This window comes from Pseudomonas sp. UYIF39 (assembly GCF_029963765.1).
In the GTDB taxonomy this organism is placed as follows: domain Bacteria; phylum Pseudomonadota; class Gammaproteobacteria; order Pseudomonadales; family Pseudomonadaceae; genus Aquipseudomonas.
This window is the reverse complement of record NZ_JALBYU010000020.1, coordinates 1-24,347: the sequence shown is the minus strand read 5'-3', so window position 1 is coordinate 24,347 and position 24,347 is coordinate 1. Positions and strand designations below refer to the sequence as shown.

The following is a 24,347-nucleotide window of genomic DNA, read 5'->3' as shown; positions in this document are numbered from 1 at the left end:
CTATTCCTGTTCGGTTCGCGCCATCCGAACGCCCAGGGCCAAGCGCCAACGCGCTGGCAGGGCACCAAGCAGGCGCAGGACGAGAATGAAGAGGCGTGGAAAGTTGATCTCCAACGGTCGTCGCGTCAGGCGCGCGAGGACATGCCGCGCGGCGCGGTCGGCCGTCCAGAGTTGTGGCATGGCAAAGGTGTTGCGCTGAGTCAGGGGGGTGTCGATGAAGCCTGGGCTGACCAGCGTTACATCGATGCCTTCGGCATGTAGATCCAGGCGCAGGGACTCGACCAGATAACGCAGGGCCGCCTTGGACGCGCCATAGGCTCCAGCCCGGGGCAGCGCCAGCCAGGTCACCGAGCTGCCGATCACTACCAGGTGTGGTCTCTGCCCGCGGCGCAGCAGTGGAAGGGCCGCCTGTAGGCAGTAACTGACTGCCAACAGATTGGTGCGCATCACGCGCTCGACTGTCTCGGCCTCGAACCTGCCTGGCACAAGGTATTCGCAGGTGCCGGCGTTCAGGATCACCAGGTCCAGTGCGCCCCAGGCATGCTCGATGTTCTCGCAGATAGCCGAGACCTGGCATGGGTCAGTCACGTCGCCGGTAGCGAGCAGGGCCCCAGGGTAGCGCAGCACTAGCGGCATCAGAGCCTCCGCCCGGCGGCCACCCAAGGCCACCTCATGGCCTTGCTCCAGCAGCCGTTCAGCCAGGGCAGCACCGAGGCCGCTGCTGGCGCCTGTCAGCCAGCAGCGGCTCATGCGAGCCTGCCCTTGATCCAGCCGATCACCCCGCCAAGAACCGGGACGTGCTCGTAGAGCAGGGCGCCGGCATCGAAGTAGTCGTGGTGCAGGTAGACCTGTTGCGCCCAGCGCAGGTGGCTGCAGCCTTGCAGACTGATCGGCTGGCCGTGGGACAGGCGTGGATGACGAAAATGCAGGTTCCAGCGCAGATAACCGTGGCCGGGGGTGGTTTCATCCACGTCAAGGAGGTCGTAGCGGATATCCTCGACGTTGGTGTACAGCTTTTCAAAGTAACTGCGCAGTGCCGGCAGGCCATCCAGCTGATGCAAGGGATCACGAAACTGAACATCGTTGCTGTATAGCTCGCCCAGTCGGTCCAGGCAATCAGCGTTCAGCGTTGCGAATGTATCAGCGAAATGGTGGAGATACGCAGACATGGCAGGCTCCAGGCAAAGTTGTACAATTCGATAAAACTGTACAGATATACTTGAAGCCTACGTTGAAAATTGTACAAGTCAATATTCTTGTACACTTTTTGTGTCGATCGTAGCGCTACTCGTCGTTAGCCACCGAGCTTTGCCAGTTTACTGCGAAGCTCGGCCACTTCGGTCTCAAGTGACTGAATCCTTTCCAGAGCGGCAATCTTGTCGCTGACGTCGTGCTGTATGCCAATGTAGTAGGTCAACTGGTCGGTGTCATTGTGCACGGGAGTGATAGACAGCTCGTTCCAGAACGGGCTGCCATCCTTGCGATAGTTGCGCAGCACCTGACGGCAGGGCTGACCGAGGCGGATGGCGTCGCGGATTGCCTCCAGGGCGGCCTGGGCATGATCGTCTGCCTGCAGGAACCGGCAATCCTGGTAGAGAATTTCGTCGGCACTGTAGCCGGTTAGGCGTTCGAAGGCAGGGTTGGCATAGATGAGGATGCTGTCATTGCCTTCCTGCTCGGCCACGACGATGCCGTCATTGGAGGCTTCGACCATAAGTTGCAGGAGTTTGGCGTCAATCATGGTTTGGGCTCATTGTGATTCGTGGGTTTGCCCCATAGCGTAGTCGTCAGCGACTGCCATGCCTAGATGGCAGGGCGCAGGGCCGTCGGACATCGATTGGTGCTGGTTAAAAAGTGTCATGCCTGGTTTAGAATGCCGACACACTCAGGATGCAACGACTTTCAATGACCGAGCCCATCGAATCCACCTCCGACGACGCCTTGCTCCCCATGCGGGAAGTCGCCAGCCTGACTGGCGTCAACCCGATCACCTTGCGGGCATGGGAGCGCCGCCACGGGCTGATCCGACCAGTACGCACTGTGGGAGGGCATCGCCTGTATTCGCAACAGGACATCGAACATATTCGTAGCATCATGCTCTGGACCAGCCGGGGCCTGCCCATCAGCAAGATAGGCGCTTTGCTCGTCCGGCAGCAGGACACGCCCGGTATCACTGCATCAGGCTCGGCCGAAGCCCCTCTGGTCCAGTGGCAAGAGGCAGTTCATCGTGCCACGCAGGCTTTTGATGGCGCTGAGCTGGAGCGCCTGCACGGGCAATTATTTACGATCTATCCGAAAGCTACTGCACTGGAGGCTATTCTGCTGCCGGTCTGGCGCAGCCTGGCATCCGGCAATAATTTCGGTCGACGCAGTCAGTGGTTGTTCCTTGATGCCTTCTTGCGCGCGCGGATGTTATTGCGATTGCAGATGAACCAGAGCAACGGTGCTTGCGTGCTGCTGGCAGACGGCTCGGGCCATGCGCGCGAATTGGAGCTGTTGTGTGTTGGTTTGTTGATGAGTAGTGACCAGCTGCGCATCGAGGTGTTGGGCACGGGCCAGCCTCTGGAAGAACTGCCGTTGCTGTGTGAAGCAATTCAGCCCGCCGCGCTGGTACTACTGGTTCAGGCGCCACTGCAGGCAGATGCGCACAAGCGACTGCGTGCGCTTCAAATGGGCGTTACGTGCCCAGTGGCCTTGGCCGGCGACGCAGCTGCTGCTTCGTCGGCAGGGTTGCGTGGTTCTTCGATTGCCATTTTGGGCAATGACGAAGCGAGTATTTTGCCCAGACTGGAAGCCTTGGTAAGGGGAACACTGCAAATTTGAATCCAGTCGCTCCAGTTAAGGAGGGTTATCCCAAACTGCATTGCAAACTTCATCCAGCTCCTGCCAAGGGTTGGATACAGAGCCTGATCTGGAACACTGGGAGATGTGAGGGAATTTGAGTTCTTTATCTGACTCGGACTGCTCTGCCCTGCAGTTTCTGTAGAGGATCTTTGTTTGCGAAAGGAGCCAGTTTCCGTGCCATGCAACGAGTTTCTCGGAAGGTGTCATGGCCCATCAAAGCCTCTACAAATTCTGTACAGTGCTTACTTTGTTGTAGAGATTTTATTTATTTTCAATCGACTTTGTCCGCTGTTCGACGGGCCAGCCTTGAGACCCATGGATTGGCACTCAAGCCAAGTACCAGCACGCTGAGTAAAACGGTACAGACTGCGGCAGTGCGTTCACTTGGAGTAACGGCGAATGGCTTCAAGAAGCTCTTCGACCCCCTTGTCACGCTCTTCTTCACTGAGCGCAGGGTTCGCTAAATGCTCCCGCGCGTGGTCCTCGATGATTTTCTTCATCAAGCCGTTGATGGCTCCGCGAGTGGCAGCAACAACATGCAGTCTTTTGGCGCAATCGAGATCCGATTCCAATGCCCGTTCAACGGCTTGAATTTGTCCAGCGATGCGTTTTACGCGTTTGAGAAGATCGTCTTTATTTGCTGCGATATGACCCATGAGATACCCCCCTATACCTATGCAAAGGGGCGGCGGGCGGTGGGATTATCTACGGGCCCTTGCGGGAAAGAGAGACTTCAATTTCGAAGGGAGAGCGAGAGGATTTGGAGGGCCGCTTTTGACCGTTATCTGCCTGATGTAGATGCAGTGAGTCATAGCGAAAAGGTGGGTTGAGAGAGCCTGGTGGTACAAAATTGGTATGAGCGGTATTGAAAACGGGCATAGCCCGTTGTCTTAATGCCCACAGCCCCCCAGTTAATTATGTGGGGCGCACAAGATCAAAGGTGAATCGGAGCCGCGGTCCGGAAAAGAAACCGCGGCGACCGATCAATCAGGCGGCGGGGAGCAGGCCTTTCTGTTTGGCGACCTGAGTCGCCAGTGCGTCCATCAAGTCCGGGGACAGGCAGTCATAGGGTTCCAGGCCGATCGAGCGCAGGCGCTCGCGGATAGCCTTCATTTGCGCTGGCGGTGTGCCGGTTTCGATGATGGAGGACACAAACGCCGCGAATCCCGGCGCAGCCCATCCGCTCTGTGGCGAAAGCTCGGTGTGGACGAAGTCCAGGCCATAAAACGCATGGTCCTTGTTCTCGATGCGCCCAAAGAGATGGGCGTGACACTGCTTGCAGGCGTGGCACCGGATGGTGGCGGTTTAGTCTACAATCGCCAGTTTTTCGCCGTGGGCAATGACGCTGACCTTATCTCGAGGCACCACGGCGATGACGGCAAATGTCGCGTTTTGTGGTTTCCAGCATTTGCTGCTCCATTCGGTGCCTCGCCTAGGTTCGGCATGCCCTCACTCCGGCATTGCTCCGGGGGCGGCTACCGCGGCATCCTTGCCGCGGTGCCCCCTGCGCAACGCCTGCGTTCGGCCTCTGGGAAAGGGGCAGGCAGATCAAAAGAAAAAGCCAAAGCAACAGCAACGGCAAGATCAACAGCTTCGCGGGCAAGCCCGCTCCCACAGGGAAACACGTGCACTTGAGATGAGGCCGGCCGGTAGGTCGCCTCGCTTTGGCTTTTGTGGTGCACGCCCCCTCGAGAGGCCGAGTAGAGGTTCTGCGCAGTGAGCAACCCGGCATGGATGCCGGGTTAGCCGCCCCCGGTCATGGATGGCCGATGGCGGCGGGCCCACGGAGCAGGACCGGAGCGAGGGCATGCCGAGCCTAGGCGAGGCACCGAACGTCAGGGGCAAGAGCCCTTGGTTACTTGGGGTTGGGCGGCATTCCGTATTTCCAAGTGACTCGCTGTAAAAGCGAAACCGCCAGCCGCCGTTACCAAAACAATGGATATGCCCCTAACCCAAAAAGCAAAAAAAGGCCGCCACAACCCGACGTTGCAGCGACCTGAGGGTGACTCCATGTTTGCGGCCCACTGCCATGGGCCGGCGGGGATCAATGCGCGCCAGCAGCCTTGTTCAAATCGCTTTCAGCCCATTCGGTATACACGCAAGCATCCGCAGTGGCCCAGCGCACGCGCACCGGGTCGCCAGTCTTCAGCGGCATGCCGGCAGCGGAGAGTGCCTTGACGGTCATCGAAGTACCGCCCAAGGTTTTCACCGTGCAGGTCTGGCTTTCACCGAGAAACAGCACTTCACCGACAATCGCCGACACTTCATTCCAGCCTGCCGCGAGCGGTTCCTGATGAGCTTGCTCAACGCTCAATGCCAAAGCCTTTTCAGGGCGAACCATCAGCAACACATCCTGATCGGTTTGCAATCCTGCAGTCAGGCGAATCGACAACGATTGCCCTTCAAACGTAGCGACCGCATTGCCCTGAGCCTTGAGCTTGAGGAAGTTCGAGTTACCCAGGAACGAAGCAACAAAGGCATTCGGCGGATTTTGATAGAGGTCGAAGCCGCTGCCTAAACCGACAATCTTGCCGTGGCTGAAAATCGCGATGCGCTGGGACAGACGCATGGCTTCTTCCTGGTCGTGGGTCACGTAAACAATGGTGATGCCCAAGCGCCGATGCAACTGGCGCAGTTCATCCTGCAAGTCTTCACGCAGTTTCTTGTCCAGTGCGCCGAGCGGTTCGTCCATCAGCAGGATGCGTGGTTCATAAACCAGTGCCCGAGCAATCGCCACACGTTGCTGCTGGCCGCCGGACAGTTGCGAAGGGCGGCGATGGGCGAACTGTTCCAGTTGCACCAGTTTGAGCATCGCATCGACCCGGCGCTCGCGTTCGGCGGTGGCCAGTTTGCGAATGGCTAATGGGAACGCGATGTTGTCGCGTACCGACAGGTGCGGGAACAGCGAATAACGCTGGAACACCATGCCGATGTCACGCTTGTGCGGCGGTACGTTGACCAGCGACTGGCCATTGACCAGGATCTCGCCGCTGCTCGGGGTTTCGAAGCCGGCGAGCATCGACAGCGTTGTACTTTTACCAGAGCCGCTGGAGCCGAGGAACGTGAGGAATTCGCCATCCTTGATGTCCAGCGAGATGTCGTCCACGGCGGCAAAATCGCCGTAGTATTTGTTCAGGTTGCGCAGGCTCACCAGAGGTTGGTCGCTCTGTTGCGCGGAATCTTTGATCACTGCACTCATGTCGTACTCCTGGGCGCTCAGGCGCTGATTTCATTGCGCCGGCGAAGGGCGGCGGCGATCACCATGACCAGTACCGAGAGGCCGATCAGCAGCGTCGAGGCGACGGCGATCACGGGCGTCAGGTCCTGGCGCAGGGTGGTCCACATTTTCACGGGAAGGGTTTGCAGGGTCGGGCTGGCCATCATCACGCTCAGCACCACTTCATCCCAGGACACCAGGAACGCAAACAGCGCACCGGCCACCATGCCCGGACGAATCGCCGGAAAGGTCACCTTGAACACCGCTTGCAGGCGTGAGGCGCCGCAGATCACCGCAGCATCTTCAATCGACTGATCGAACAGCTTCAGCGAGTTGATGATCGAGATGATGGTGAACGGCAATGCAACAATCACGTGGCTGACCACGAAGGCGAACATTGTCCCGGTGTAGCCCAGTTTCAGGAACAGTGCGTACACCGCCACCGCGATGATCACCAGCGGCACGATCATCGGCAGGGTGAACAGGCCGTAGAGCATTTCGCGGCCCGGGAACCGTCCGCGTACCAGTGCAAAAGCGGTCGGCAGGCCCAGCGCCACGGCGAAGAACGTGGTCAGTACCGCGACTTTGAGGCTGGCCACGGCCGCGTTCATCCAGTCGGCGTTGGAGAAGAACTGGCCGTACCATTTCAGCGTCCAGCCCGGTGGCGGAAACACCAGCCACTGGGAGGAACCGAACGACAGCAGCACGATGAACACGATCGGCAACAGCAGGAACAACGCGATCAATCCGGTCGTGAAGTACAGGCCGAAGCGCATGCGCCGGCTCATGGCATTGGGGGTCAGGAGCATGACGGCTTACCTCGCGTTGCTGGCGCCAACCGGGGATTCCGGCTGAAGCTTCAGGTAGAAGTAGAACAACACCAGCGTAATGACGATCAGCAACGCGGCGCCGGCGCTGGCCAGGCCCCAGTTGAGGAACGACTGCACCTGCTGAATGATAAATTCCGGCAGCATCATGTTCTGCGCCCCGCCCAGGAGGGCCGGGGTGACGTAGTAACCGAGGGACATCACGAACACCATCAGGCCACCGGAAAACAGCCCCGGCCGACACAGCGGCAGAAATACCCGGAAGAAGTTGGTCCACGGACTGGCGCCGCAAATCGAGCCGGCTTGCAGAATCATCGGGTCGATGGCCTGCATGGTCGCCTGCAGCGGCAGCACGATGAACGGGATCATGATGTAGCTCATGCCGATCACCACGCCGGTGAGGTTATGCACCATCTCCAGCGGCTGATCGATGATGCCCATCGCCATCAATGCTTTGTTGATCACCCCGGACGCTTGCAACAGCACCAGCCAGGAGTAGGTCCGGGCGAGGAGGCTGGTCCACATCGACAGCAACACGATGTTGAGGATCCAGCGACCCCAGCCACGGGGTACCAGGGTGATGGCCCAGGCCAATGGAAAGCCGAGCAGCAAGCTGAACAGGGTCACCAGTGCGGCCACCGAGAAGGTGTTGAGCAATACCCGTGCATACGCCGAGTTGGCAAACAACTGCTCATAGTTGCCCAGCCCCGGTACTGGCTCCAGCACGCCACGCAGCAACAGCCCGATCAGCGGCGCCAGAAAAAACAGGCCGAGGAACAGCAGGGCGGGGATCAGGTTGCTTGCACCACGCCAGCGCTGTGCCATGGAAGGGGATTGGTTCATCGCAGCCGCCTTGCCGAGCGCCGAGCCGGCAGCGCCAGTGGCGCTCCCGACCTGCGTGGATTGACGGGACGCGGTTACCGTCATTTTCATTTGACCAGCCATTCGTTCCACCGTGTCGCGATGGCCGGACCGTTTTTGGCCCAGTACGCGAAATCAAGAGTGATCTGATCCTTAGCGTAGGCAGTCGGCAGGTTAGGGGCCAGTACCGAATCCAGGCGCGCCACGCTGTCGACGTTGACCGGCGCATAGGCGGTCAGGTTGGAGAAGTCAGCTTGTCCTTTGGCGCTGCTCGCGTTGGCCAGGAACTTCATGGCCGCGGCCTTGTTTTTTGTCCCTTTGGGCACGACCAGAATGTCGGCCATGACCAGGTTCTGTTTCCAGCTCACTCCGACGGGGGCGCCGTCTTCTTGCAGGGCATGGATCCGGCCGTTCCAGAATTGCCCCATGCTGACTTCGCCAGAGGCCAGCAACTGTTGCGACTGGGCACCGCCGCCCCACCAGACGATGTCTTTCTTGATGGTGTCGAGTTTCTTGAAGGCGCGATCCAGGTCCAGCGGGTAGAGCTTGTCGGTGGTTACGCCATCGGCCAGCAGGGCCAGTTCCAGCACGCCTGGGCTTGGCCATTTGTAGAGGGCGCGTTTACCGGGGTAGGTCTTGGTGTCGAACAGCGCGGACCAGTCCTGAGGTTTGCTGGCGCCGAGCTTGCCTTCGTTGTAACCGAGGACGAAGGAGAAGAAGAACGAGCCAACGCCGTGATCGGAGACAAACCGCGGGTCGATTTTGTCGCGCTGAATGACCGTGAAATCGAGGGGTTCGAGGAGGCCTTCGGAGGCTGCGCGCAGGGCGAAGTCGGCTTCGACGTCGACCACGTCCCACTGCACATTGCCGCTTTCGACCATGGCTTTGAGTTTGCCGTAGTCGGTCGGGCCATCCTGGACCACGGTGATGCCGCTGGCTTTGCTGAACGGATCGGCCCAGGCCTGCTTCTGTGCATCCTGGGTGCTACCGCCCCAGCTGACGAAGTTGACGCTTTCGGCCGCCATCAATGCCTGGCTGGTTGCGCTCAGCAGTCCCGCAAAAAGTATTGCGGTTGCACGTTTGTTCAACACCATTTTCACGCCCTCATTGTTGTGTTTATGAGCGGGGCTTTTAGTGCCCGCCTATCGGGAGCAGTAGGTCCATCTGGCCAGTTATGGTCGTCCGGTCTATGGAATATCATATTATGGTATTCCAAACTTTGTGCAAGCACTTTGCCTTACCGGCTATCAGCCAAAAATGTTTTTTTATCGTCAGGCCACAGGGCAGCGGCCTGCACGTTTATAGAGATAAGCCAGGCATCATTCGGTGAAGGGGATGCTCTCCACCACTTCCAGGTCATAACCGGTCAAGCCGGCGTATTTCAACGGTGGGCCAAGATGACGCAGCTTACCCACGCCAAGATCCTGCAGAATCTGCGCCCCGGTACCTACTTCAGAATAGATGCGTGACTGCGAACGGCTGAACTGCCGTGGCGGCTGGGTCAGTTGCGGCACGCGCTCCAGCAGCGCTTGCGACGACTCATGATTGGCCAGCACCACCACCACGCCACGACCTTCCTCGGCTACTCGCTGCAGCGCCGCCCACAACGTCCAGTTGGACGGACCGCTGTATTCAGCGCCCACCAGATCGCGCAGCGGATCGATCACATGCACGCGCACCAGTGTTGGTTCGTCCCGGTGCAACTTGCCCATGACCATTGCCATATGGACGCCGCCTTCGATGCGGTCTTCAAACGTGATCAGCCGGAAAGTGCCATGCACTGTGGGCAGTTCACGTTCACCGATCCGCACCACCGTGCTTTCGGTGCTGAGGCGGTAGTGGATCAGGTCGGCGATGGTGCCGATCTTGATCCCGTGCTTGCGCGCGAACACTTCAAGGTCCGGGCGGCGGGCCATGGTGCCGTCATCGTTCATCACCTCGACGATCACCGAGGCCGGAGTGAAGCCGGCCAGTCGTGCCAGGTCGCAACCGGCTTCAGTGTGACCGGCGCGGGTCAGCACGCCGCCTTCTTTGGCGCGCAGCGGGAAGATATGACCGGGTTGCACAAGGTCAGCGGGCCCGGCATTAACGGCGACCGCTGCTGCCACGGTACGCGCCCGGTCGGCGGCGGAGATGCCAGTGGTCACGCCGACGGCGGCCTCGATGGATACGGTGAACGCGGTGCTGAACACACTGCCATTGCTCGGCACCATCTGTTCCAGCCCGAGGCGCTGGCAGTGGTCGTCGGTCAAGGTCAGGCAGATCAGGCCGCGAGCTTCCCGGGCCATGAAGCTGATGGCCTCGGCCGTGCAGCAATCGGCGGCCAGCAGCAGGTCACCTTCGTTTTCCCGATCCTCGTCATCGACCAGGAGCACCATCTTGCCTTGTCGATAGTCTTCGATAATTTCTTCGATGCTGTTGAAGGCCATGCTGGGATTCTCAGTGTTTGATGGAAATATTTTGTGGTATACCATAATACAAAATAAACCGAGAGGTCACTATGAAGGCGTACTGGATTGCTCATGTAGATGTCACCGACCCCGATCAATACAGCCAATACACCCAGCGGGCGCCAGCGGCCTTTGCGTTGTATGGCGGTCGGATGTTGGCCCGGGGCGGGCGCAGCGAAGCACTGGAAGGCGGGCCCACGCCGCAACGTAACGTGGTGATTGAATTCGACTCGTACGAACAGGCGCTGGCCTGCTACCACTCAGAGCAGTATCAAGAGGCGAAACGGCACCGCGAGGCCGTGGCCCGGGCCGAGATAATCATTGTCGAGGGCGTGGCGCCCTAAGGGCTGTCAGCGGATGAAGTGGATCTTGCCGGTATCGTCGTTACCAATATAGATGCCATACACCCCGGCTTGGCGTTCCTCGATATAGCGTTCGAGGATCTGCCGGATCGCCGGGTAGTAGATGCTGTCCCAAGGGATGTCCTCGGGCGCGAAGAATTTGTAGTCGAGGGTTTCCGGCCCGTACTGGCCGGTGATCTCCAACGCAATGGCGCGGAAGATGATGTACACCTCGCTGATTTTCGGCACGCTGAAGATCGAGTAGGGCGAGAGAATTTCCGCGCGCACGCCGCTCTCTTCCCAGACTTCGCGCAGCGCTGCTTGTTCGGTGGTCTCGCCACCTTCCATGAAGCCTGCCGGCAGCGTCCAGGTACCAGGGCGCGGCGGGATGGCGCGCTGACACAGCAAATACTTGCCGTCCTGCTCGATGATGCAGCCGGCAATGATTTTCGGATTGACGTAGTGGATGTAGCCGCAACCGCGGCACATCAGGCGCTCGTGCGTATCGCCCGGCGGCAGCTGAGACCTGAGGTCATTGCCGCCGCACTTTGGGCAAAAGCTCGGGCTGAACATCTTTAGCGACCTATGCGCGGTTCTTTAAGCGCGATCGGCAGGGTGATTTCGGGGATTTTCCCGGTCTCTTCCTGTTTGCGCTTGAGGTAATCCAGAGCGACGGCTGCGGCGGCGCGGACGTGGTCGACACACGCCTGATGGGCGGCCAGCGGATCGCCGCTCTTGATGGCCTCGACCATGCGTTCCATTTCCTGATTGCTGGCGCCACGACGGTTTTCCTGGGACACCGATGTCGCCCGCAAGTAGCTGATTCGTGCCTGTAGCTGGCGCAGCTGAGTGGCCGCCACATGGTTGCCGGAGCCTTCGAGCAGGACGTCGTAGAAACCCTGAACCGAGTCGATGACCTGTTGCAGTTCACCTTCCTTGAGGGCCTTGCGGTTTTCCTCCAAGGCTTTTTCCAGGGCCTTGATGTCCTTGGCCTTGGCACGCAAGGTAAACAGTTGGACGATCAAACCCTCGAGCACGCAACGCAGTTCGTAGATATCGACGGCATTGGCCAGGGTAATGATGGCGACACTGGGCCCTTTGGCGTCGGCGAATTCCACCAGGCCTTCGGATTCCAGGTGACGCAAGGCCTCGCGTACGGACGTGCGGCTGACGCCCAGGCGATCACACAAATCGCGTTCGACCAAGCGGTCTCCCGGCATGAGCTGGAAGTTCATGATGGCGCTTCGCAGTTTATCCAGCACGATTTCGCGCAGGGTAACGGGGTTGCGATTGACCTTGAAGCTGTCGTCGAGTGGCAGGCGTTTCATGGGGTCCGCTCTGAATGTGGCTGTCCATGCAAAAAGAGCACTTCGATCGCAAGAATCTCTGTGCTCGGTCAGGTCAAACAGCCAAGGGTTAACTGGAGGCCTCGGCATCGGCATCGGCTTCGGCTTCGGCGAAGGCTTCACGGGCGAGCCGGAAACTGTCTACGGCAGCGGGGACACCGCAATAAATACCGACCTGAAGCAGAATTTCGCGTATTTGTTCACGAGTCAGTCCGTTACGCAAGGCGCCGCGTACATGCAGCTTGAGTTCGTGAGGCCGATTGAGGGCCGAAATCATGGCCAAGTTTATCATGCTGCGCTCTTTAAGCGACAAACCTTCACGGCCCCAGACATGGCCCCAGCAGTACTCGGTGACCATTTCCTGCAGCGGCCGAGTGAAGTCGTCGGCGTTCTCGATGGAGCGTTTCACGTAGGCTTCGCCCAGCACCTGGGTGCGGATTTTCAGCCCCTGTTCATATTTCTCGTTGCTCATCGCGGTGTGCTCCCGAAGTCTTCCAACCCGCCCATCAGGGTGTATTTGAGTTCCAGATAGTCCTCGATGCCGTACTTGGATCCTTCACGGCCCAGGCCCGAGGATTTGATCCCGCCAAAGGGCGCGACTTCAGTGGAAATCAGCCCTTCGTTAATCCCGACCATGCCGTACTCCAGTGCTTCACTCATGCGCCAGGCGCGACCGAGATCACGGGTGTAGCAATAGGCGGCAAGACCGAATTCGGTGTCGTTGGCCATGTGGATCGCCTCGGCTTCAGTCTCGAAGCGGAACACGGCTGCCAGTGGACCAAAGGTTTCGTCTTGGGCGACTTTCATCGAAGAGGTCACGCCGGCCAGCACTGTCGGCTGGAAGAATCCGTGACCGAGGGCATGACGTTCACCGCCGCAGAGTAGTTGGGCACCCTGAGCGAGCGCGTCCTGAACGTGGTCTTCAACTTTGGCCACGGCGCGTTCGTTGATCAGCGGGCCTTGATTGATCCCCTCCTCAAAGCCACTTCCCACGTTCAGTTGCGCCACGCGCTGGGCCAGCCGCGCGACAAAGGCATCGTGAATACCTGCCTGCACCAGGAAGCGATTGACGCACACGCAGGTCTGCCCGGCGTTACGGAATTTGGCAATCAGCGCACCCTCAACGGCACGCTCCAGGTTGGCATCGTCGAACACGATGAAGGGCGCATTGCCCCCCAGTTCCAGCGAGACTTTTTTCAGCGTCGGCGCGCACTGGGCCATCAGCAGTTTGCCGATGGCGGTGGAACCGGTGAACGACAGTTTGCGCACCAGCGGGCTGGCCGTCAGCTCTCCACCGATGGCCACGGCGTCGCCGGTGATCACGTTGAAAATGCCCGGCGCAATGCCGGCCTGTTCAGCCAGCACGGCCATGGCCAATGCCGAGAACGGCGTTTCCGGTGCCGGTTTAACAATGCACGGGCAACCGGCCGCCAGCGCCGGACCGGCTTTGCGGGTGATCATCGCCGCCGGGAAATTCCACGGGGTAATGGCCGCGACGACGCCGATCGGCTCTTTGCTGACCACGATGCGCGCATCGCCTTTGTGGCTGGGAATGGTGTCGCCGTAGATGCGCTTGGCTTCTTCGGCAAACCACTCGATAAAGCTCGCGGCGTAGAGGATTTCGCCCTTGGCTTCGGCCAGTGGTTTGCCTTGTTCCAGGGTTAGGATTTCTGCCAGCGCATCGGCGTTTTCAATCATCAGCGCGTGCCAGCGTTTCAGCGTCTGGCTGCGTTCTTTGGCGGTCAGTGCACGCCAGGCCGGCCAGGCCTTGTTGGCGGCGGCGATGGCCTGACGGGCGTGCTCGGCGCCAAGGTTCGGCACCCGTCCGATCAGCTCGCCGGTGGCTGGGTTGAAGATGTCCTGACAGGCGCCGTCCGGGGCATCCAGCCATTGGCCGTCGATATAGGCCTGCTGACGGAAAAGTTGCGAGGCTGCTGGGTTCATGCCGGCTCCTGGGAATTAAAAAAGGCCGCGAAAATCACGTGTGCGACCCTGAAGAAACGCGTCAGGCAAGGGTGGGCAGCGGGCCCAGCTTGCCTTTGTGATAGATCATCGGCGTCACCGCTTGCTCGGGCAGAATCAGGTTCTTCACCGCGCCGACAATGATCGCGTGGTCACCGCCGTCGTATTCGCGCCACAGTTCGCACTCGATGATCGCCGTGGCGTTGCCCAGCAGCGGATTGCCCCGCGCGCTCAAGTGCCAGTCGATGCCATTGGCCTTGTCCTTGCCTTTACCGGCAAACGCATAGGCTTCGGCGGTCTGGTCGGCGGACAGCAAGTGAATCGCAAACTGCTTGCTGTCGCGCAGGATCGGGTACGTGTCAGAGGCATAGTTGGGGCAAAACAGAACCAGTGCCGGATCAATCGACAGCGCGCTGAAGGCGCTGGCGGTAATGCCGACGATGCCGCCGTCCCGGTCCAGGGTGGTGACCACCGTGACCCCGGAGGGGAACGAGCTCATGACGTCTTTGTAAATGCCGGGTTCGATCATTTCGTCAATCTCCTAGCGCATCACAAACGGATCAGGCATTGGCGCCTGGGAAAGGTTGATCCACACCGTTTTCAGCTCGGTGTAGGCCAGCACCGAATCGATGCCGCTCTCGCGTCCATAGCCGCTGTTCTTGAAGCCGCCGATTGGCGCCATGGCCGACACGGCGCGGTAGGTGTTGACCCAGATGATCCCGGAGCGCACGTCCCGGGCCAGGCGATGAGCCCGGCCCAGATCGCGGGTCCAGATGCCGGCGGCGAGGCCGAACTGCGAGTCGTTGGCAATCGCCAAAGCTTCGGCTTCATCTTTGAAACGGATAACCGAGGCCACCGGACCGAAGACTTCTTCCTGCATGATCTTCATCGAGTTGCGGTCGCATTCGAACAGGGTCGGCTCGTAGAACCAGCCATCGCCCAGATTCTGCGGACGCTTGCCGCCCAGGCGCAGGCGCGCACCTTCGGCGATGGCATCGGCGACCAGGCCTTCGACCACGGCCAGTTGCTGCGCGGTGGCCATCGGGCCCATTTCGCTGCTGTCTTCCTGCGGGTTACCGATGCGGATGCGTTTGGCGCGCTCGACCAAACGATCGACGAACTCGTCGTAGATTTCGTCCTGCACCAACAATCGCGAGCCGGAGACGCAACTCTGACCGGAGGCCGCGTAGATCCCGGCAATCGCGCCGTTGATCGCGCTGTCGAGGTCGGCGTCGGCGAAGATAATATTCGGCGATTTGCCGCCCAGTTCCAGCGAGAGCTTGGCGAAGTTCTCGGCGCTGCTGCGCACCACATGCCGTGCCGTCGCCGCGCCGCCGGTGAAGGCGATTTTGCGGATCAGCGGGTGGCGGGTCAGGGCCGCGCCGGTGCTTGGGCCGTAGCCGGTGACGACGTTGACCACGCCGGGCGGGATGCCGGCTTCCAGCGCCAGACGCGCCAGTTCGAGAATGGTTGCCGAAGCGTGTTCCGACGGTTTGATCACGATGGTGTTGCCCGCCGCCAGAGCCGGGGCGAGTTTGATCGCGGTCAGATAAAGAGGGCTGTTCCACGGAATGATCGCCGCGACCACGCCCATGGCTTCGTGCACGGTGTAGGCAAACAGGTCCGGCTTGTCGAGGGGCAGGGTGCCGCCTTCGAGTTTGTCGGCCAGGCCCGCGGTGTAGTGGAAGAACTCCGGCAAGTAGCTGACCTGGCCACGGGTTTCGCGGATCAGCTTGCCGTTGTCACGGCTTTCCAGCTGCGCCAGGTGTTCCTTGTTTTCAGCGATCAAATCGCCCAGGCGCCGCAGCAGTTTACCGCGGGCGGTGGCGGTCAGGCAGCGCCAGGCCGGGCTGTCGAACGCCGTCTGCGCCGCTTGTACAGCGCGTTCGACGTCGGCTTCGTCGGCATCGGGCAGTTCAGCCCAGGCTTGGGCCAGGGCCGGGTTCAGGCTTTCAAAGGTCTTGCCGGACAGGGCATTGACCCATTCACCGCCGATGCACATCTGGAAGCGTGCGAGTGTCATGCAACGATCCCCTTTATTTGGTTTTGTCGGGAGTGCGTCGTATCGAGAAACTCCAGCAGCAGCTGGTTGACCAGACGCGGTGATTCTACGGGCATCATATGCCGCTGCTCGGCGAGCACGGCAACTGTCGCGCCGGGAATGCGTGCGGCCAATTGCTCGGCCATTTCCGGTGTCGAACCCGGGTCCAGTTCACCGGTGGCGATCAGTGTCGGTACCTGAATGCTGGCCAGATCGTCAGCGCGGTACATGTCCTGGGTCGCGAACAGTTCATAGGTGGTCAGGTAACCCTGCGGGTCATTGTCTGCCAGGGTTTGGCGCAAGGCCGCGATCTGCGCCGGGTTGGCCGCCTGATATTCGCGGCTGAACCAGCGCGACAGGGCGGCTTCGGCGTTGGCATCCGGTCCGTGCTCGGCCGCTTGAGCGGTGCGGGCGATAACGCCGGCACGCTGTTCGGGGCTGCGATTGAACACGCTGTTGAGCACCACCAGGCCTTGCAGGCGTTGCGGGTAATGCAGGGCAAATGCCCGCGCGACCAGCCCGCCCATGGAAAAGCCGATCACCGTCGCTTGGGGCAATTGCAGGTGATCGAGCAGCTCCAGCAACTGGTCGGCATAGCCGAGCAGCGGGGTGCCGCTTTCCGGGCGCGGGCTGGCGCCGTGGCCAAGCATGTCGTAGGCAATCACGCGGTACTTCGTGGCCAGGCCAACGACCTGGCCGCCCCACATTTCTTTGTTCAGGCCCACGCCGTGGATCAAAACCACGGGCTGGCCTTGGCCGGTCGCCAGGTAACTGGTGCCAGCCGGGGTGAGTTCAGCGGTGAGCCGAATCATGGAGCGCTCCTGCATGCCTTTTTGTTGTTCTTACCGACCTTGATTACTGGGCGTTTTCAGCGGCCAGCTCTTCCAGATCGATGTATCGGTTGCCGATGCGTGGGTGCAGGCGGCCGCCATCGGCGCAGCCCAGAACCACCACGATTTCGTCGGCACGCGGTGCATCTTCGATTTGCATTTCCAGGGTGATGTAGTGCGAACGCAGACCTTCGTCGTCCTTGTGCATCATCGGAATCTGGATCGAAGTGCCCGGGCCGCCGCGCTTGTTGGTGAAGCTCAAGTAGCTCTTGGCTTTCACCGCTTCGCGGTAATGGTTGCCAAAGCGCAGGGTGTGGATGACGGCGGAGGCATGTTCGATTTCACCGTCGGCGCCTACGACAGCGGCCTTGCCGTAAGCCTCGATCTTCTCGGCACCGCCGATGATGCCGACCAGGCGCTCGACCATCAGCGCACCGAGGTCGGAGCAGTTGGCACGAATTTCCGGTTTCAGGTCTTCGACAAAGCCGCGACCCAGCCAAGGGTTTTTCATCACGACGGCCAGACCGACCATGGTCACTGGCTTATCGGTGGCTTTGCCGCCTTCGATAAAGGTTTCTTCGACATAGCTGACGATCTTGCGGATTTCGAAACTCATGAGCTGCTCCGTATAGGGTGAGAGTGTCTGTGCGTCTGATGGTATACCATAATACCGGCAGCGCAAGTCCCTGAAACGGGTTTCTGGTCGGACGGTGGTGAAAAGGGAGAAGGGAATGGCTGTTGCCAATAAAAAGACCAAAAAAAACCCGGCTGATGAGGCCGGGGTTTCCATTGAGTATTAATGCCTGCTACCGCGAGATGATCCCGTGATCGATTGCGTATTTGACCAGGGCCGCCGGTTTGTCGATGTTGAGTTTGCGCCGGATGCTCAAGCGATGGGTTTCTACCGTGCGAACGCTGATGTCCAGTTCGCGGGCCATCTCCTTGTTGTTCAGCCCTTGAGCCATCTTGTACAACACTTGGCTCTCACGCGGTGTCAGCTCGTTGTCGGTATTTTTATCGGCGATGAGCCGCTGGGCGATCTCGGCGCTGTAGAACGTGCCGCCGCTGGCGATGGCTTCGATCGCCGCAATGATTTCCCGCGACGGTGAGTTCTTCAATACATAGCCGCTGGCGCCCGCGCGAACAGACTCACTCACGTATTCATTATTGTCGTACATGCTGAGCACCAGCACCTTGAGCGACGGGTACTGGCTGCGCAATACCCGGGTCAGCTCGAGCCCGTTCATGTCCCGCAGGCTGATGTCGACCAGCAACAGGTCTGGCTGGCAGCGCCCGACCATTTCAATGGCATCCGCGCCACTCTCGGCTTCGCCCACCACTTCCAGGGGGGCCATGACCGCCAGCAGTGCTTTGATCCCGTCGCGGACCAGGGCGTGATCGTCGACCAGGGCGACGCGGATCGGGTAGGGCAGGTTCATCGCGAGTATTCACTCTTGTTGTTGTGGGGCCAGTCAGCGTGTTGTGCCAGGCATTTTCATTGGCAGCCAAACGTCCAGCTCGCTTCTTCCCGGCATCGATATCAGGTCGAATCGTCCACCAAAATGCTCGACACGCTCACGGATATTACGCAGACCAATGCCCGCATGACGACGTTCGACATGAGCGACGTTGAAACCGATACCGTCATCGACCACCGTCAACCGTACGGAATCTTCGGACCCATGCAGGGTAATGGAGACGTTTTTAGCCTGGGCGTGTCGTTCAATATTAGTCAGGCCTTCTTGCACGATGCGAAACAGCGAGACCGCAGCCCCATCGACCAAGTGACAGTCGAATTCGTTGTCGTTAAAAGTCACCACCAGGCCGCTGCGTTGCTCGAATTCTGCGGCGAGTTGATCGATCGCCGCCGGCAGGCCCAGGGTGTCGAGCAGCGAGGAACGCAGGTCGTGGGAGAGGCTGCGAACCTCGCCAATCGCTTCCCCCAGGCGTTCCGTGGCGTCTCTCAGCGTATTCAAACCCTTGTCGTGTGCTTGCCCATTCTCGAGCAGATGGCTGGCCAGCTCGAACTGAAACTTGATGGAGACCAGTAGCTGGCTGATGCCGTCGTGCAGTTCACGGGAAACCCGTGAGCGCTCTTCCTCTTGCAAGCTGACGATACGCTGAGTCAGGCGCTGAAGTTTTTTGTCGGCCAGACGATGCTCGCTGACGTTCAGCGTCATGCCGCTGGCGAAGACAAACAGCACTGCCACGAGGGCCACCGCGGCAATCGCCAGCATGGTTTTACGAATGCCCTGGGCCACTTCGTCACGCGCCTGCTGGGTCGCGCGCTCAACGTCTTCAAGGTAGATTCCGGTGCCGAGCATCCAGCCCCAACGATCCAGCATCACCACATAGGCGAGCTTGTCGGTCACCTGGCCGGAAGAGGGTTTGTTCCAGGCGTAGCGCTGAAAGCCTTCGCCCGATTGTGCACTTTTGAGCAACGCCTGGATCACGGGCAAACCGTGAGGGTCCTTCATGTCCCACAGGTATTTGCCCACCAGTTCGGACTGGCGCGCGTGCATCAGGCTGCGACCTTCATGGTCGTAGACGAAGAAGTAGCCATTGATGCCAAAGCTGAGCTTGCGCAGTTCTTCCAGCACTTGTTGCTGTGCGTGTTCGTCACCGTGGCCGTCGTCGTACAGCGGTTCGATCAGGCTTTGCGCCATTTCGACGTAGTTCTTAAGTTCTGCGCGCTTGCTGGCCAGAATGCTGTCTTCGATCAGTTGTGCCTGTTGTTCACCCAGTTGCCGGTTCATGGAAATTACCAGCGCGCAGATGACGGCGATGGCCAACACCAGCGGCAGAATCCCGAGCGCGACGATTTTGTGTTTGAGCTGCATCTCTGCTCCTGTCCGGACCGAGGGAAGGCGAAGGCCCGGCATCATATGCCAAAGATACGCGCGTTCAGTAGCGGTGCTGGACGGAATGACCTGCGGGAGCTGGCTTGTCGGATCGCCGCTCCCGCAAGAAGATCAGCGTCATCTACGTAGAACTACGTAGACGCCGCGTACGTAGTAACGCGGATTTATTTGTAGACGGCATGCGGGGATATTGGGCCAGCTCCGCACAGCGGACACAATTATAAAAATTACCGCCGCAGTCCACTGGCTGTCGGCAGGAGACACGCTATGCCCCGTCTGGCTAAACACCTCGCCTGGTTTGCCGTGGCTGTCCTGGGAGCGTTTGCGCTAAGTGTCGTGGCCCTGCGCCGCGGCGAAGCGATCAATGCCCTCTGGATCGTAGTCGCAGCAGTTGCTATCTATCTCGTCGCATACCGCTACTACAGCCTGTTCATCGCTACCAAAGTGATGCAACTCGACCCCAATCGTGCCACGCCCGCTGTCGTTAACAATGACGGTCTGGACTACGTGCCGACCAACAAACACGTCCTCTTCGGTCACCACTTCGCTGCCATTGCTGGCGCGGGGCCGCTGGTCGGTCCGGTCCTGGCGGCGCAGATGGGTTACCTGCCCGGTACGCTGTGGCTGATTGCCGGCGTGGTGCTGGCGGGTGCCGTTCAGGACTTCATGGTCCTGTTCATGTCCACCCGCCGCAACGGTCGTTCCCTGGGCGACATGGTTCGTGAGGAAATGGGCCGCATTCCCGGCACCATCGCGCTGTTTGGCTGCTTCCTGATCATGATCATCATCCTCGCGGTGCTGGCTCTGATCGTGGTCAAGGCCCTGGCCGAAAGCCCGTGGGGGATTTTCACGGTGATGGCGACCATCCCGATCGCGATGTTCATGGGCATTTACATGCGCTACATCCGTCCGGGCCGCATCGGTGAAATCTCCGTTGTCGGCGTGTTGCTGCTGCTCGGTTCGATCTGGCTGGGCGGGCAGATTGCCGCTGATCCGGTCTGGGCCAAGGCCTTTACCTTCACCGGGATCCAGATCACCTGGATGCTGATCGGCTACGGTTTCGTCGCCGCGGTATTGCCGGTGTGGCTGATTCTGGCGCCGCGGGATTACCTGTCGACCTTCCTCAAAATCGGCACCATCTTGGCCTTGGCGATCGGCATTCTGATCACCATGCCCGAGCTGAAAATGCCGGCGCTGACCCAGTTCGTCGACGGTACCGGGCCGGTATGGAAGGGCGGTCTGTTCCCGTTCCTGTTCATCACCATCGCCTGTGGCGCAGTCTCCGGTTTCCACGCGCTGATTGCTTCCGGCACTACGCCGAAGTTGTTGGCCAGCGAAGGCCATGCCCGTTACATCGGTTACGGCGGCATGCTGATGGAATCCTTCGTCGCCATCATGGCGATGGTGGCTGCGTCGGTGATCGAACCGGGCGTGTACTTCGCCATGAACAGCCCGGCGGCGCTTGTCGGCTCCGATGCTGTTTCGGTGGCTCAGACCGTCAGCAGCTGGGGCTTTGCGATTACCCCGGAAGCGCTGCAAGCGGTGGCCAAGGACATCGGTGAAACCACCATCCTGGCCCGTGCCGGCGGTGCGCCGACCCTGGCAGTCGGTATCGCGCAGATCCTGCACCACCTTCTGCCGGGTGAAAACACCATGGCGTTCTGGTACCACTTCGCGATCCTGTTCGAAGCGTTGTTTATCCTGACCGCCGTCGACGCCGGTACCCGTGCCGGACGTTTCATGTTGCAGGATTTGCTCGGCTCCTTCGTGCCATCCCTCAAGCGCACTGAGTCCTGGACCGCCAACCTGATTGCGACCGCCGGTTGTGTGGCGATGTGGGGGTATCTGTTGTACCAGGGCGTGATCGATCCGCTGGGTGGCATCAACACCTTGTGGCCGCTGTTCGGTATCTCCAACCAGATGCTGGCCGGTATCGCGCTGATGTTGGCGACCGTTGTGCTGATCAAAATGAAACGCCAGCGCTACGTCTGGGTCACCATGCTGCCCGCCGTTTGGCTGCTGATCTGCACCACCACCGCAGGCTTCATCAAGCTGTTCGATGCCAACCCGGCGATCGGTTTCCTGGCCTTGGCCAAGAAGTACGGCGATGCCCTGGCCAACGGTCAGATCCTCGCGCCGGCCAAGAGCATCGACCAGATGCAGCACGTGATCTACAACGCCTACACCAACGCAACGCTGACGGCGCTGTTCTTGCTGGTGGTCTTCAGCATCCTGTTCTTTGCACTCAAGGTCGGTATCGCCGCTTGGGGCAGCAAAGAACGTACGGATAAAGAAGCACCGTTCCAGGCGCTGCCGGATGCGTAATCGAGGATTGCAGCATGTTCAATGACCTGAGTCGCCTCGGTAAATACCTCGGTCAGGCTGCGCGCCTGATGGTCGGGATGCCCGACTACGACACCTACGTCGAGCACATGCAAACCAAGCACCCGGACAAACCGGTGATGAGTTACGAGGTGTTCTTTCGGGAACGCCAGGAAGCTCGTTACGGAAGCAAGGCCGGGCCGAAGTGCTGTTGATGGTCGGTGGCAGTGATGCCACCTAAGTAGCTAATAAAGAACCCGGCTGATGAGGCCGGGTTTTTTTTTGAGTGAATGGCGTTGGCCGAGCCGTGTTGAGTCAGCTTGCTGGGATGGTTTCGAGCGTTTCGAGATCCAGCAGGGTGAAATAACCACGGTCCGGCCGCCAGCCACCCGTATCGATGTGAATCACATTGCCCAGGCTGACGGGCATGTAAAGCGGCGTATGCCCTACGACCAGTGCGCGCAGGCCTTCAACGCCATGCGTTTCCTGCTGATCGATCCGCCTTCTTGACCACATGCAGTAGTGCTGCAGCTCCTGCAGACGCCTGTTACTTTCCGGCGACTCCAGTTCCTTTCGCAGTTGCTGCCATGATGGAAATGGACAATCGGCGTGCACGATGCCGATCAGGCCGTAGGCTGTTTCGACTTCGATCGCGATAGGGAGCCTGGCGAACTGCGCGGCGAATGCTTGCTTCTCGGACAGCGACAGGCCCACGAACCATGAGCCGCCGTTGTCGATCCAGCTGTCGAAGTCACAGCTATCGAAGCACACCACGTAGTCGTCATGGTTGCCTCGCACCGGGTGGAACCATGCCTTGTCCAGCCAATCGAGCGCATCATGGCACTCGGGCCCACGGTCAATCAGATCGCCAACACTGAACAGGCGGTCTACCAGGCGGTTGAATCCGGCTGCATCCAGAGCGTCCTGCAACCGAGTGAAATGGCCATGAATGTCACCGACCGCGAAATCTCGGCCGGCAACGTTTGCGGCGAAGCGCTTAACACGCGACATCTCTAAAGTTTCGAGCATGGGAATGCCACTCCGGCAGCTCCCCAACGGGCTAGTCAGTTGAGTTTAGGCCAGAAAGTGGAACTCGACCGTTAGCGCGTCGACTGCCCGACAGGCTGCCCAGATCAAGCATCGTCAGAGCGAGTAGGCCGTCGCTTGCCCGAAGTGGTTGTCCTGCACTCCGGCGATAAGGTGCGGAGGCATGTGTTGCGCATTCATGGATGGAACTTCGACTTCGAAACTATCCACTATCTGGGTTTGGCGCTCACTCAGCCCGGTCGACTCTTCGACAAGAGCCTTGGCCATTCTCGCGTGGTTCGCTGCGATTTCGTTGAGAGTTGACACGTTACATCTCCCGGTGACTGACCAAGCGCATCGCTGGCGTCCTAAGCGTTAATTAAAGTGCTGCCGCGTCAGAATTACGTCGTTCTGGGGCTGCTACGAGCGTCTTCTGCAAACCTTAAGCCAGGAATAGTCAAAAAAAACGCGTAGCGTTTTTGATGCGACGAATGGTGGTGGCGCCATAGCGGTTAGCTTTTAAGGGGATATTTCCCGAACCTATAAGGCCGGGGAAAAAGGTGATTAGACGTGCAGAAGTTGTTTTGTTAAAAAAATAGTGCATGGCTGCTATTGACGCGCCAATGCATCTCCATTCAGTTAGATGGAAATCGCCCAACATTGAGCTGGGCAACGATCAATGAGTCTGATGCCGATACAGGGATAAGTAACTGCGACTTTGGCCAACTGCTCGCGCACAGAGGCATTGGGCTCATTGATCCCCTTTCTCTTCCACCAGTTGATCCTTTCGAACGAACCACATCGCACAGCGTTCTGCTGGTTGCTCGGGCGATGCCGCGCTACAGTCATCCGTCATCCCTTTTAGGACAAGGAAGTATCATGTGGTTTTTGAAAGTAGCAGTGACTCGCCCCATTTTTCGCCAATGGCTGATCACTGCTTCTATCGGCTTTTTTGCAGTGGCGGGCGGTGCGCAGGCTCAAACCTCGCCACAGGCGAATCAGGAGATAAAGGGCTTGCTGGATTTTGTGGAGCGCAGTGAGTGCAAGTTCGTGCGCAACGGCAGTGAATACCCAGGACCCCAGGCTCGGGCACATCTCGAAAAGAAGCTGAACTATCTCGAAGGCAAGAATCTGGTGAGCAGCGCAGAAGACTTCATCGACCTCGCTGCCACTAAAAGCAGCATGAGTGGCAAAGCCTATGAAGTGCGTTGCTCAACAGGCGTCCAACCGACGAGCACCTGGCTGAAGACAGAGCTACAGAAACAACGCCAGCTCCATTGAGCCTACCCCCGAAATGAGAAAGCCCGGCCCACTTGCCTAATGCTGTTCATTTAAGAAAATGGATGGCGGCCTGAGAGCCGACCGGGTTTTGATCGTGTACTTATCCGTTGCTGCGGTCACGGCGGCTTAGGGTTCCGC

Annotated in this window: 26 protein-coding genes and 1 pseudogene; 5 read left to right on the top strand and 22 right to left on the bottom strand. The window is 59.4% G+C overall.

The window, feature by feature from the left end; translation table 11 throughout:
* The 3 genes from MO767_RS22925 to MO767_RS22915 all read right to left on the bottom strand — a co-directional run bounded on the left by MO767_RS22925 (position 1) and on the right by MO767_RS22915 (position 1,741).
* Positions 1 to 750, bottom strand: a complete 750-nt coding sequence (locus MO767_RS22925; RefSeq protein ID WP_282482367.1) for an SDR family NAD(P)-dependent oxidoreductase — start codon at positions 748 to 750, stop codon at positions 1 to 3.
* On the bottom strand, positions 747 to 1,169 hold the full coding sequence (locus MO767_RS22920; protein ID WP_282482366.1) for a nuclear transport factor 2 family protein: 423 nt from the start codon (positions 1,167 to 1,169) through the stop codon (positions 747 to 749). Before MO767_RS22920 ends, MO767_RS22925 begins: the two co-directional genes overlap by 4 nt.
* Positions 1,170 to 1,294: 125 nt before the next feature.
* Complete coding sequence (locus MO767_RS22915) at positions 1,295 to 1,741, bottom strand: PAS domain-containing protein (protein ID WP_282482365.1); 447 nt, start codon at positions 1,739 to 1,741, stop codon at positions 1,295 to 1,297.
* A 164-nt stretch (positions 1,742 to 1,905) separates the two neighbouring features.
* On the opposite strand from MO767_RS22915, the gene MO767_RS22910 reads away from it, so the two are divergent.
* Positions 1,906 to 2,823 carry a MerR family transcriptional regulator gene (locus MO767_RS22910; protein ID WP_282482364.1) on the top strand — a complete coding sequence of 306 codons (918 nt, stop codon included), beginning with the start codon at positions 1,906 to 1,908 and terminating at the stop codon, positions 2,821 to 2,823.
* Between the two features lie 401 nt (positions 2,824 to 3,224).
* Here MO767_RS22910 and MO767_RS22905 read toward each other — a convergent pair whose 3' ends face one another.
* The 7 genes and pseudogenes from MO767_RS22905 to ribBA form a co-directional block, all read right to left on the bottom strand.
* Complete coding sequence (locus MO767_RS22905) at positions 3,225 to 3,500, bottom strand: metal/formaldehyde-sensitive transcriptional repressor (protein WP_282482363.1); 276 nt, start codon at positions 3,498 to 3,500, stop codon at positions 3,225 to 3,227.
* A gap of 331 nt (positions 3,501 to 3,831) precedes the next feature.
* Positions 3,832 to 4,257, bottom strand: a pseudogene (gene gfa / locus MO767_RS22900) (S-(hydroxymethyl)glutathione synthase); the annotation flags it as partial.
* A gap of 631 nt (positions 4,258 to 4,888) precedes the next feature.
* Entirely contained in the window at positions 4,889 to 6,043 is a 1,155-nt protein-coding gene (locus MO767_RS22895; protein ID WP_282482362.1) for an ABC transporter ATP-binding protein, read from the bottom strand.
* Between the two features lie 17 nt (positions 6,044 to 6,060).
* A complete protein-coding gene (locus tag MO767_RS22890) occupies positions 6,061 to 6,870 on the bottom strand; it encodes an ABC transporter permease (RefSeq protein ID WP_056740508.1) in 810 nt (269 codons plus the stop codon).
* A 6-nt stretch (positions 6,871 to 6,876) separates the two neighbouring features.
* Positions 6,877 to 7,821 carry an ABC transporter permease gene (locus MO767_RS22885; protein WP_282482361.1) on the bottom strand — a complete coding sequence of 315 codons (945 nt, stop codon included), beginning with the start codon at positions 7,819 to 7,821 and terminating at the stop codon, positions 6,877 to 6,879.
* Positions 7,818 to 8,843 carry an ABC transporter substrate-binding protein gene (locus tag MO767_RS22880; protein WP_282482360.1) on the bottom strand — a complete coding sequence of 342 codons (1,026 nt, stop codon included), beginning with the start codon at positions 8,841 to 8,843 and terminating at the stop codon, positions 7,818 to 7,820. Before MO767_RS22880 ends, MO767_RS22885 begins: the two co-directional genes overlap by 4 nt.
* Before the next feature lie 225 nt (positions 8,844 to 9,068).
* On the bottom strand, positions 9,069 to 10,178 hold the full coding sequence (gene ribBA, locus MO767_RS22875; RefSeq protein ID WP_282482359.1) for a bifunctional 3,4-dihydroxy-2-butanone-4-phosphate synthase/GTP cyclohydrolase II: 1,110 nt from the start codon (positions 10,176 to 10,178) through the stop codon (positions 9,069 to 9,071).
* Between the two features lie 71 nt (positions 10,179 to 10,249).
* On the opposite strand from ribBA, the gene MO767_RS22870 reads away from it, so the two are divergent.
* On the top strand, positions 10,250 to 10,543 hold the full coding sequence (locus MO767_RS22870) for a DUF1330 domain-containing protein (RefSeq protein ID WP_282482358.1): 294 nt from the start codon (positions 10,250 to 10,252) through the stop codon (positions 10,541 to 10,543).
* 6 nt (positions 10,544 to 10,549) lie between these two features.
* On the opposite strand, the gene MO767_RS22865 is transcribed toward MO767_RS22870, so the two are convergent.
* The 10 genes from MO767_RS22865 to MO767_RS22820 all read right to left on the bottom strand — a co-directional run bounded on the left by MO767_RS22865 (position 10,550) and on the right by MO767_RS22820 (position 19,559).
* Positions 10,550 to 11,113 (bottom strand): NUDIX hydrolase, encoded by a 564-nt coding sequence (locus tag MO767_RS22865; RefSeq protein WP_019690464.1) that lies wholly within the window; start codon positions 11,111 to 11,113, stop codon positions 10,550 to 10,552.
* A 2-nt stretch (positions 11,114 to 11,115) separates the two neighbouring features.
* Positions 11,116 to 11,868, bottom strand: coding sequence for a GntR family transcriptional regulator (locus MO767_RS22860; protein ID WP_282482357.1), 753 nt, complete (start codon positions 11,866 to 11,868; stop codon positions 11,116 to 11,118).
* Between the two features lie 88 nt (positions 11,869 to 11,956).
* Positions 11,957 to 12,358: a carboxymuconolactone decarboxylase family protein gene (locus MO767_RS22855; RefSeq protein ID WP_282482356.1), complete on the bottom strand. Its 402-nt coding sequence runs from the start codon at positions 12,356 to 12,358 to the stop codon at positions 11,957 to 11,959.
* On the bottom strand, positions 12,355 to 13,830 hold the full coding sequence (locus tag MO767_RS22850) for an NAD-dependent succinate-semialdehyde dehydrogenase (protein ID WP_282482355.1): 1,476 nt from the start codon (positions 13,828 to 13,830) through the stop codon (positions 12,355 to 12,357). Before MO767_RS22850 ends, MO767_RS22855 begins: the two co-directional genes overlap by 4 nt.
* 61 nt (positions 13,831 to 13,891) lie before the next feature.
* Complete coding sequence (locus tag MO767_RS22845; RefSeq protein WP_282482354.1) at positions 13,892 to 14,377, bottom strand: flavin reductase family protein; 486 nt, start codon at positions 14,375 to 14,377, stop codon at positions 13,892 to 13,894.
* Positions 14,378 to 14,389: 12 nt separating this feature from the next.
* Complete coding sequence (locus MO767_RS22840; protein WP_282482353.1) at positions 14,390 to 15,871, bottom strand: aldehyde dehydrogenase; 1,482 nt, start codon at positions 15,869 to 15,871, stop codon at positions 14,390 to 14,392.
* Entirely contained in the window at positions 15,868 to 16,701 is an 834-nt protein-coding gene (locus tag MO767_RS22835; protein ID WP_282482352.1) for an alpha/beta fold hydrolase, read from the bottom strand. Before MO767_RS22835 ends, MO767_RS22840 begins: the two co-directional genes overlap by 4 nt.
* A 43-nt stretch (positions 16,702 to 16,744) precedes the next feature.
* The gene (locus MO767_RS22830) at positions 16,745 to 17,335 is read right to left on the bottom strand and encodes an amino acid synthesis family protein (RefSeq protein WP_003182108.1); all 591 of its coding nucleotides are present in this window, start codon (positions 17,333 to 17,335) and stop codon (positions 16,745 to 16,747) included.
* Between the two features lie 190 nt (positions 17,336 to 17,525).
* Positions 17,526 to 18,158 carry a response regulator transcription factor gene (locus MO767_RS22825; protein WP_033057767.1) on the bottom strand — a complete coding sequence of 211 codons (633 nt, stop codon included), beginning with the start codon at positions 18,156 to 18,158 and terminating at the stop codon, positions 17,526 to 17,528.
* Positions 18,159 to 18,191: 33 nt separating this feature from the next.
* Positions 18,192 to 19,559, bottom strand: a complete 1,368-nt coding sequence (locus tag MO767_RS22820) for a cache domain-containing protein (protein WP_282482351.1) — start codon at positions 19,557 to 19,559, stop codon at positions 18,192 to 18,194.
* Positions 19,560 to 19,847: 288 nt separating this feature from the next.
* On the opposite strand from MO767_RS22820, the gene MO767_RS22815 reads away from it, so the two are divergent.
* The gene (locus MO767_RS22815; protein ID WP_282482350.1) at positions 19,848 to 21,905 is read left to right on the top strand and encodes a carbon starvation CstA family protein; all 2,058 of its coding nucleotides are present in this window, start codon (positions 19,848 to 19,850) and stop codon (positions 21,903 to 21,905) included.
* 14 nt (positions 21,906 to 21,919) lie between these two features.
* Complete coding sequence (locus MO767_RS22810) at positions 21,920 to 22,117, top strand: YbdD/YjiX family protein (RefSeq protein ID WP_007900300.1); 198 nt, start codon at positions 21,920 to 21,922, stop codon at positions 22,115 to 22,117.
* 100 nt (positions 22,118 to 22,217) lie between these two features.
* On the opposite strand, the gene MO767_RS22805 is transcribed toward MO767_RS22810, so the two are convergent.
* A complete protein-coding gene (locus tag MO767_RS22805) occupies positions 22,218 to 22,931 on the bottom strand; it encodes a metallophosphoesterase (protein WP_282482349.1) in 714 nt (237 codons plus the stop codon).
* Between the two features lie 114 nt (positions 22,932 to 23,045).
* Positions 23,046 to 23,255, bottom strand: coding sequence for a hypothetical protein (locus MO767_RS22800; RefSeq protein WP_282482348.1), 210 nt, complete (start codon positions 23,253 to 23,255; stop codon positions 23,046 to 23,048).
* Positions 23,256 to 23,807: 552 nt separating this feature from the next.
* On the opposite strand from MO767_RS22800, the gene MO767_RS22795 reads away from it, so the two are divergent.
* Complete coding sequence (locus MO767_RS22795) at positions 23,808 to 24,209, top strand: DUF5329 domain-containing protein (protein WP_282482347.1); 402 nt, start codon at positions 23,808 to 23,810, stop codon at positions 24,207 to 24,209.
* Positions 24,210 to 24,347 lie beyond the last annotated feature (138 nt).

Bases quoted from the DNA above. Each gene is read 5' to 3' on its own strand.
- MO767_RS22925 (WP_282482367.1), bottom strand. From the start codon at position 750: ATGAGCCGCTGCTGGCTGACAGGCGCCAGCAGCGGCCTCGGTGCTGCC.
- MO767_RS22920 (WP_282482366.1), bottom strand. From the start codon at position 1,169: ATGTCTGCGTATCTCCACCATTTCGCTGATACATTCGCAACGCTGAAC.
- MO767_RS22915 (WP_282482365.1), bottom strand. From the start codon at position 1,741: ATGATTGACGCCAAACTCCTGCAACTTATGGTCGAAGCCTCCAATGAC.
- MO767_RS22910 (WP_282482364.1), top strand. From the start codon at position 1,906: ATGACCGAGCCCATCGAATCCACCTCCGACGACGCCTTGCTCCCCATG.
- MO767_RS22905 (WP_282482363.1), bottom strand. From the start codon at position 3,500: ATGGGTCATATCGCAGCAAATAAAGACGATCTTCTCAAACGCGTAAAA.
- MO767_RS22895 (WP_282482362.1), bottom strand. From the start codon at position 6,043: ATGAGTGCAGTGATCAAAGATTCCGCGCAACAGAGCGACCAACCTCTG.
- MO767_RS22890 (WP_056740508.1), bottom strand. From the start codon at position 6,870: ATGCTCCTGACCCCCAATGCCATGAGCCGGCGCATGCGCTTCGGCCTG.
- MO767_RS22885 (WP_282482361.1), bottom strand. From the start codon at position 7,821: ATGAAAATGACGGTAACCGCGTCCCGTCAATCCACGCAGGTCGGGAGC.
- MO767_RS22880 (WP_282482360.1), bottom strand. From the start codon at position 8,843: ATGGTGTTGAACAAACGTGCAACCGCAATACTTTTTGCGGGACTGCTG.
- ribBA (WP_282482359.1), bottom strand. From the start codon at position 10,178: ATGGCCTTCAACAGCATCGAAGAAATTATCGAAGACTATCGACAAGGC.
- MO767_RS22870 (WP_282482358.1), top strand. From the start codon at position 10,250: ATGAAGGCGTACTGGATTGCTCATGTAGATGTCACCGACCCCGATCAA.
- MO767_RS22865 (WP_019690464.1), bottom strand. From the start codon at position 11,113: ATGTTCAGCCCGAGCTTTTGCCCAAAGTGCGGCGGCAATGACCTCAGG.
- MO767_RS22860 (WP_282482357.1), bottom strand. From the start codon at position 11,868: ATGAAACGCCTGCCACTCGACGACAGCTTCAAGGTCAATCGCAACCCC.
- MO767_RS22855 (WP_282482356.1), bottom strand. From the start codon at position 12,358: ATGAGCAACGAGAAATATGAACAGGGGCTGAAAATCCGCACCCAGGTG.
- MO767_RS22850 (WP_282482355.1), bottom strand. From the start codon at position 13,830: ATGAACCCAGCAGCCTCGCAACTTTTCCGTCAGCAGGCCTATATCGAC.
- MO767_RS22845 (WP_282482354.1), bottom strand. From the start codon at position 14,377: ATGATCGAACCCGGCATTTACAAAGACGTCATGAGCTCGTTCCCCTCC.
- MO767_RS22840 (WP_282482353.1), bottom strand. From the start codon at position 15,871: ATGACACTCGCACGCTTCCAGATGTGCATCGGCGGTGAATGGGTCAAT.
- MO767_RS22835 (WP_282482352.1), bottom strand. From the start codon at position 16,701: ATGATTCGGCTCACCGCTGAACTCACCCCGGCTGGCACCAGTTACCTG.
- MO767_RS22830 (WP_003182108.1), bottom strand. From the start codon at position 17,335: ATGAGTTTCGAAATCCGCAAGATCGTCAGCTATGTCGAAGAAACCTTT.
- MO767_RS22825 (WP_033057767.1), bottom strand. From the start codon at position 18,158: ATGAACCTGCCCTACCCGATCCGCGTCGCCCTGGTCGACGATCACGCC.
- MO767_RS22820 (WP_282482351.1), bottom strand. From the start codon at position 19,559: ATGCAGCTCAAACACAAAATCGTCGCGCTCGGGATTCTGCCGCTGGTG.
- MO767_RS22815 (WP_282482350.1), top strand. From the start codon at position 19,848: ATGCCCCGTCTGGCTAAACACCTCGCCTGGTTTGCCGTGGCTGTCCTG.
- MO767_RS22810 (WP_007900300.1), top strand. From the start codon at position 21,920: ATGTTCAATGACCTGAGTCGCCTCGGTAAATACCTCGGTCAGGCTGCG.
- MO767_RS22805 (WP_282482349.1), bottom strand. From the start codon at position 22,931: ATGCTCGAAACTTTAGAGATGTCGCGTGTTAAGCGCTTCGCCGCAAAC.
- MO767_RS22795 (WP_282482347.1), top strand. From the start codon at position 23,808: ATGTGGTTTTTGAAAGTAGCAGTGACTCGCCCCATTTTTCGCCAATGG.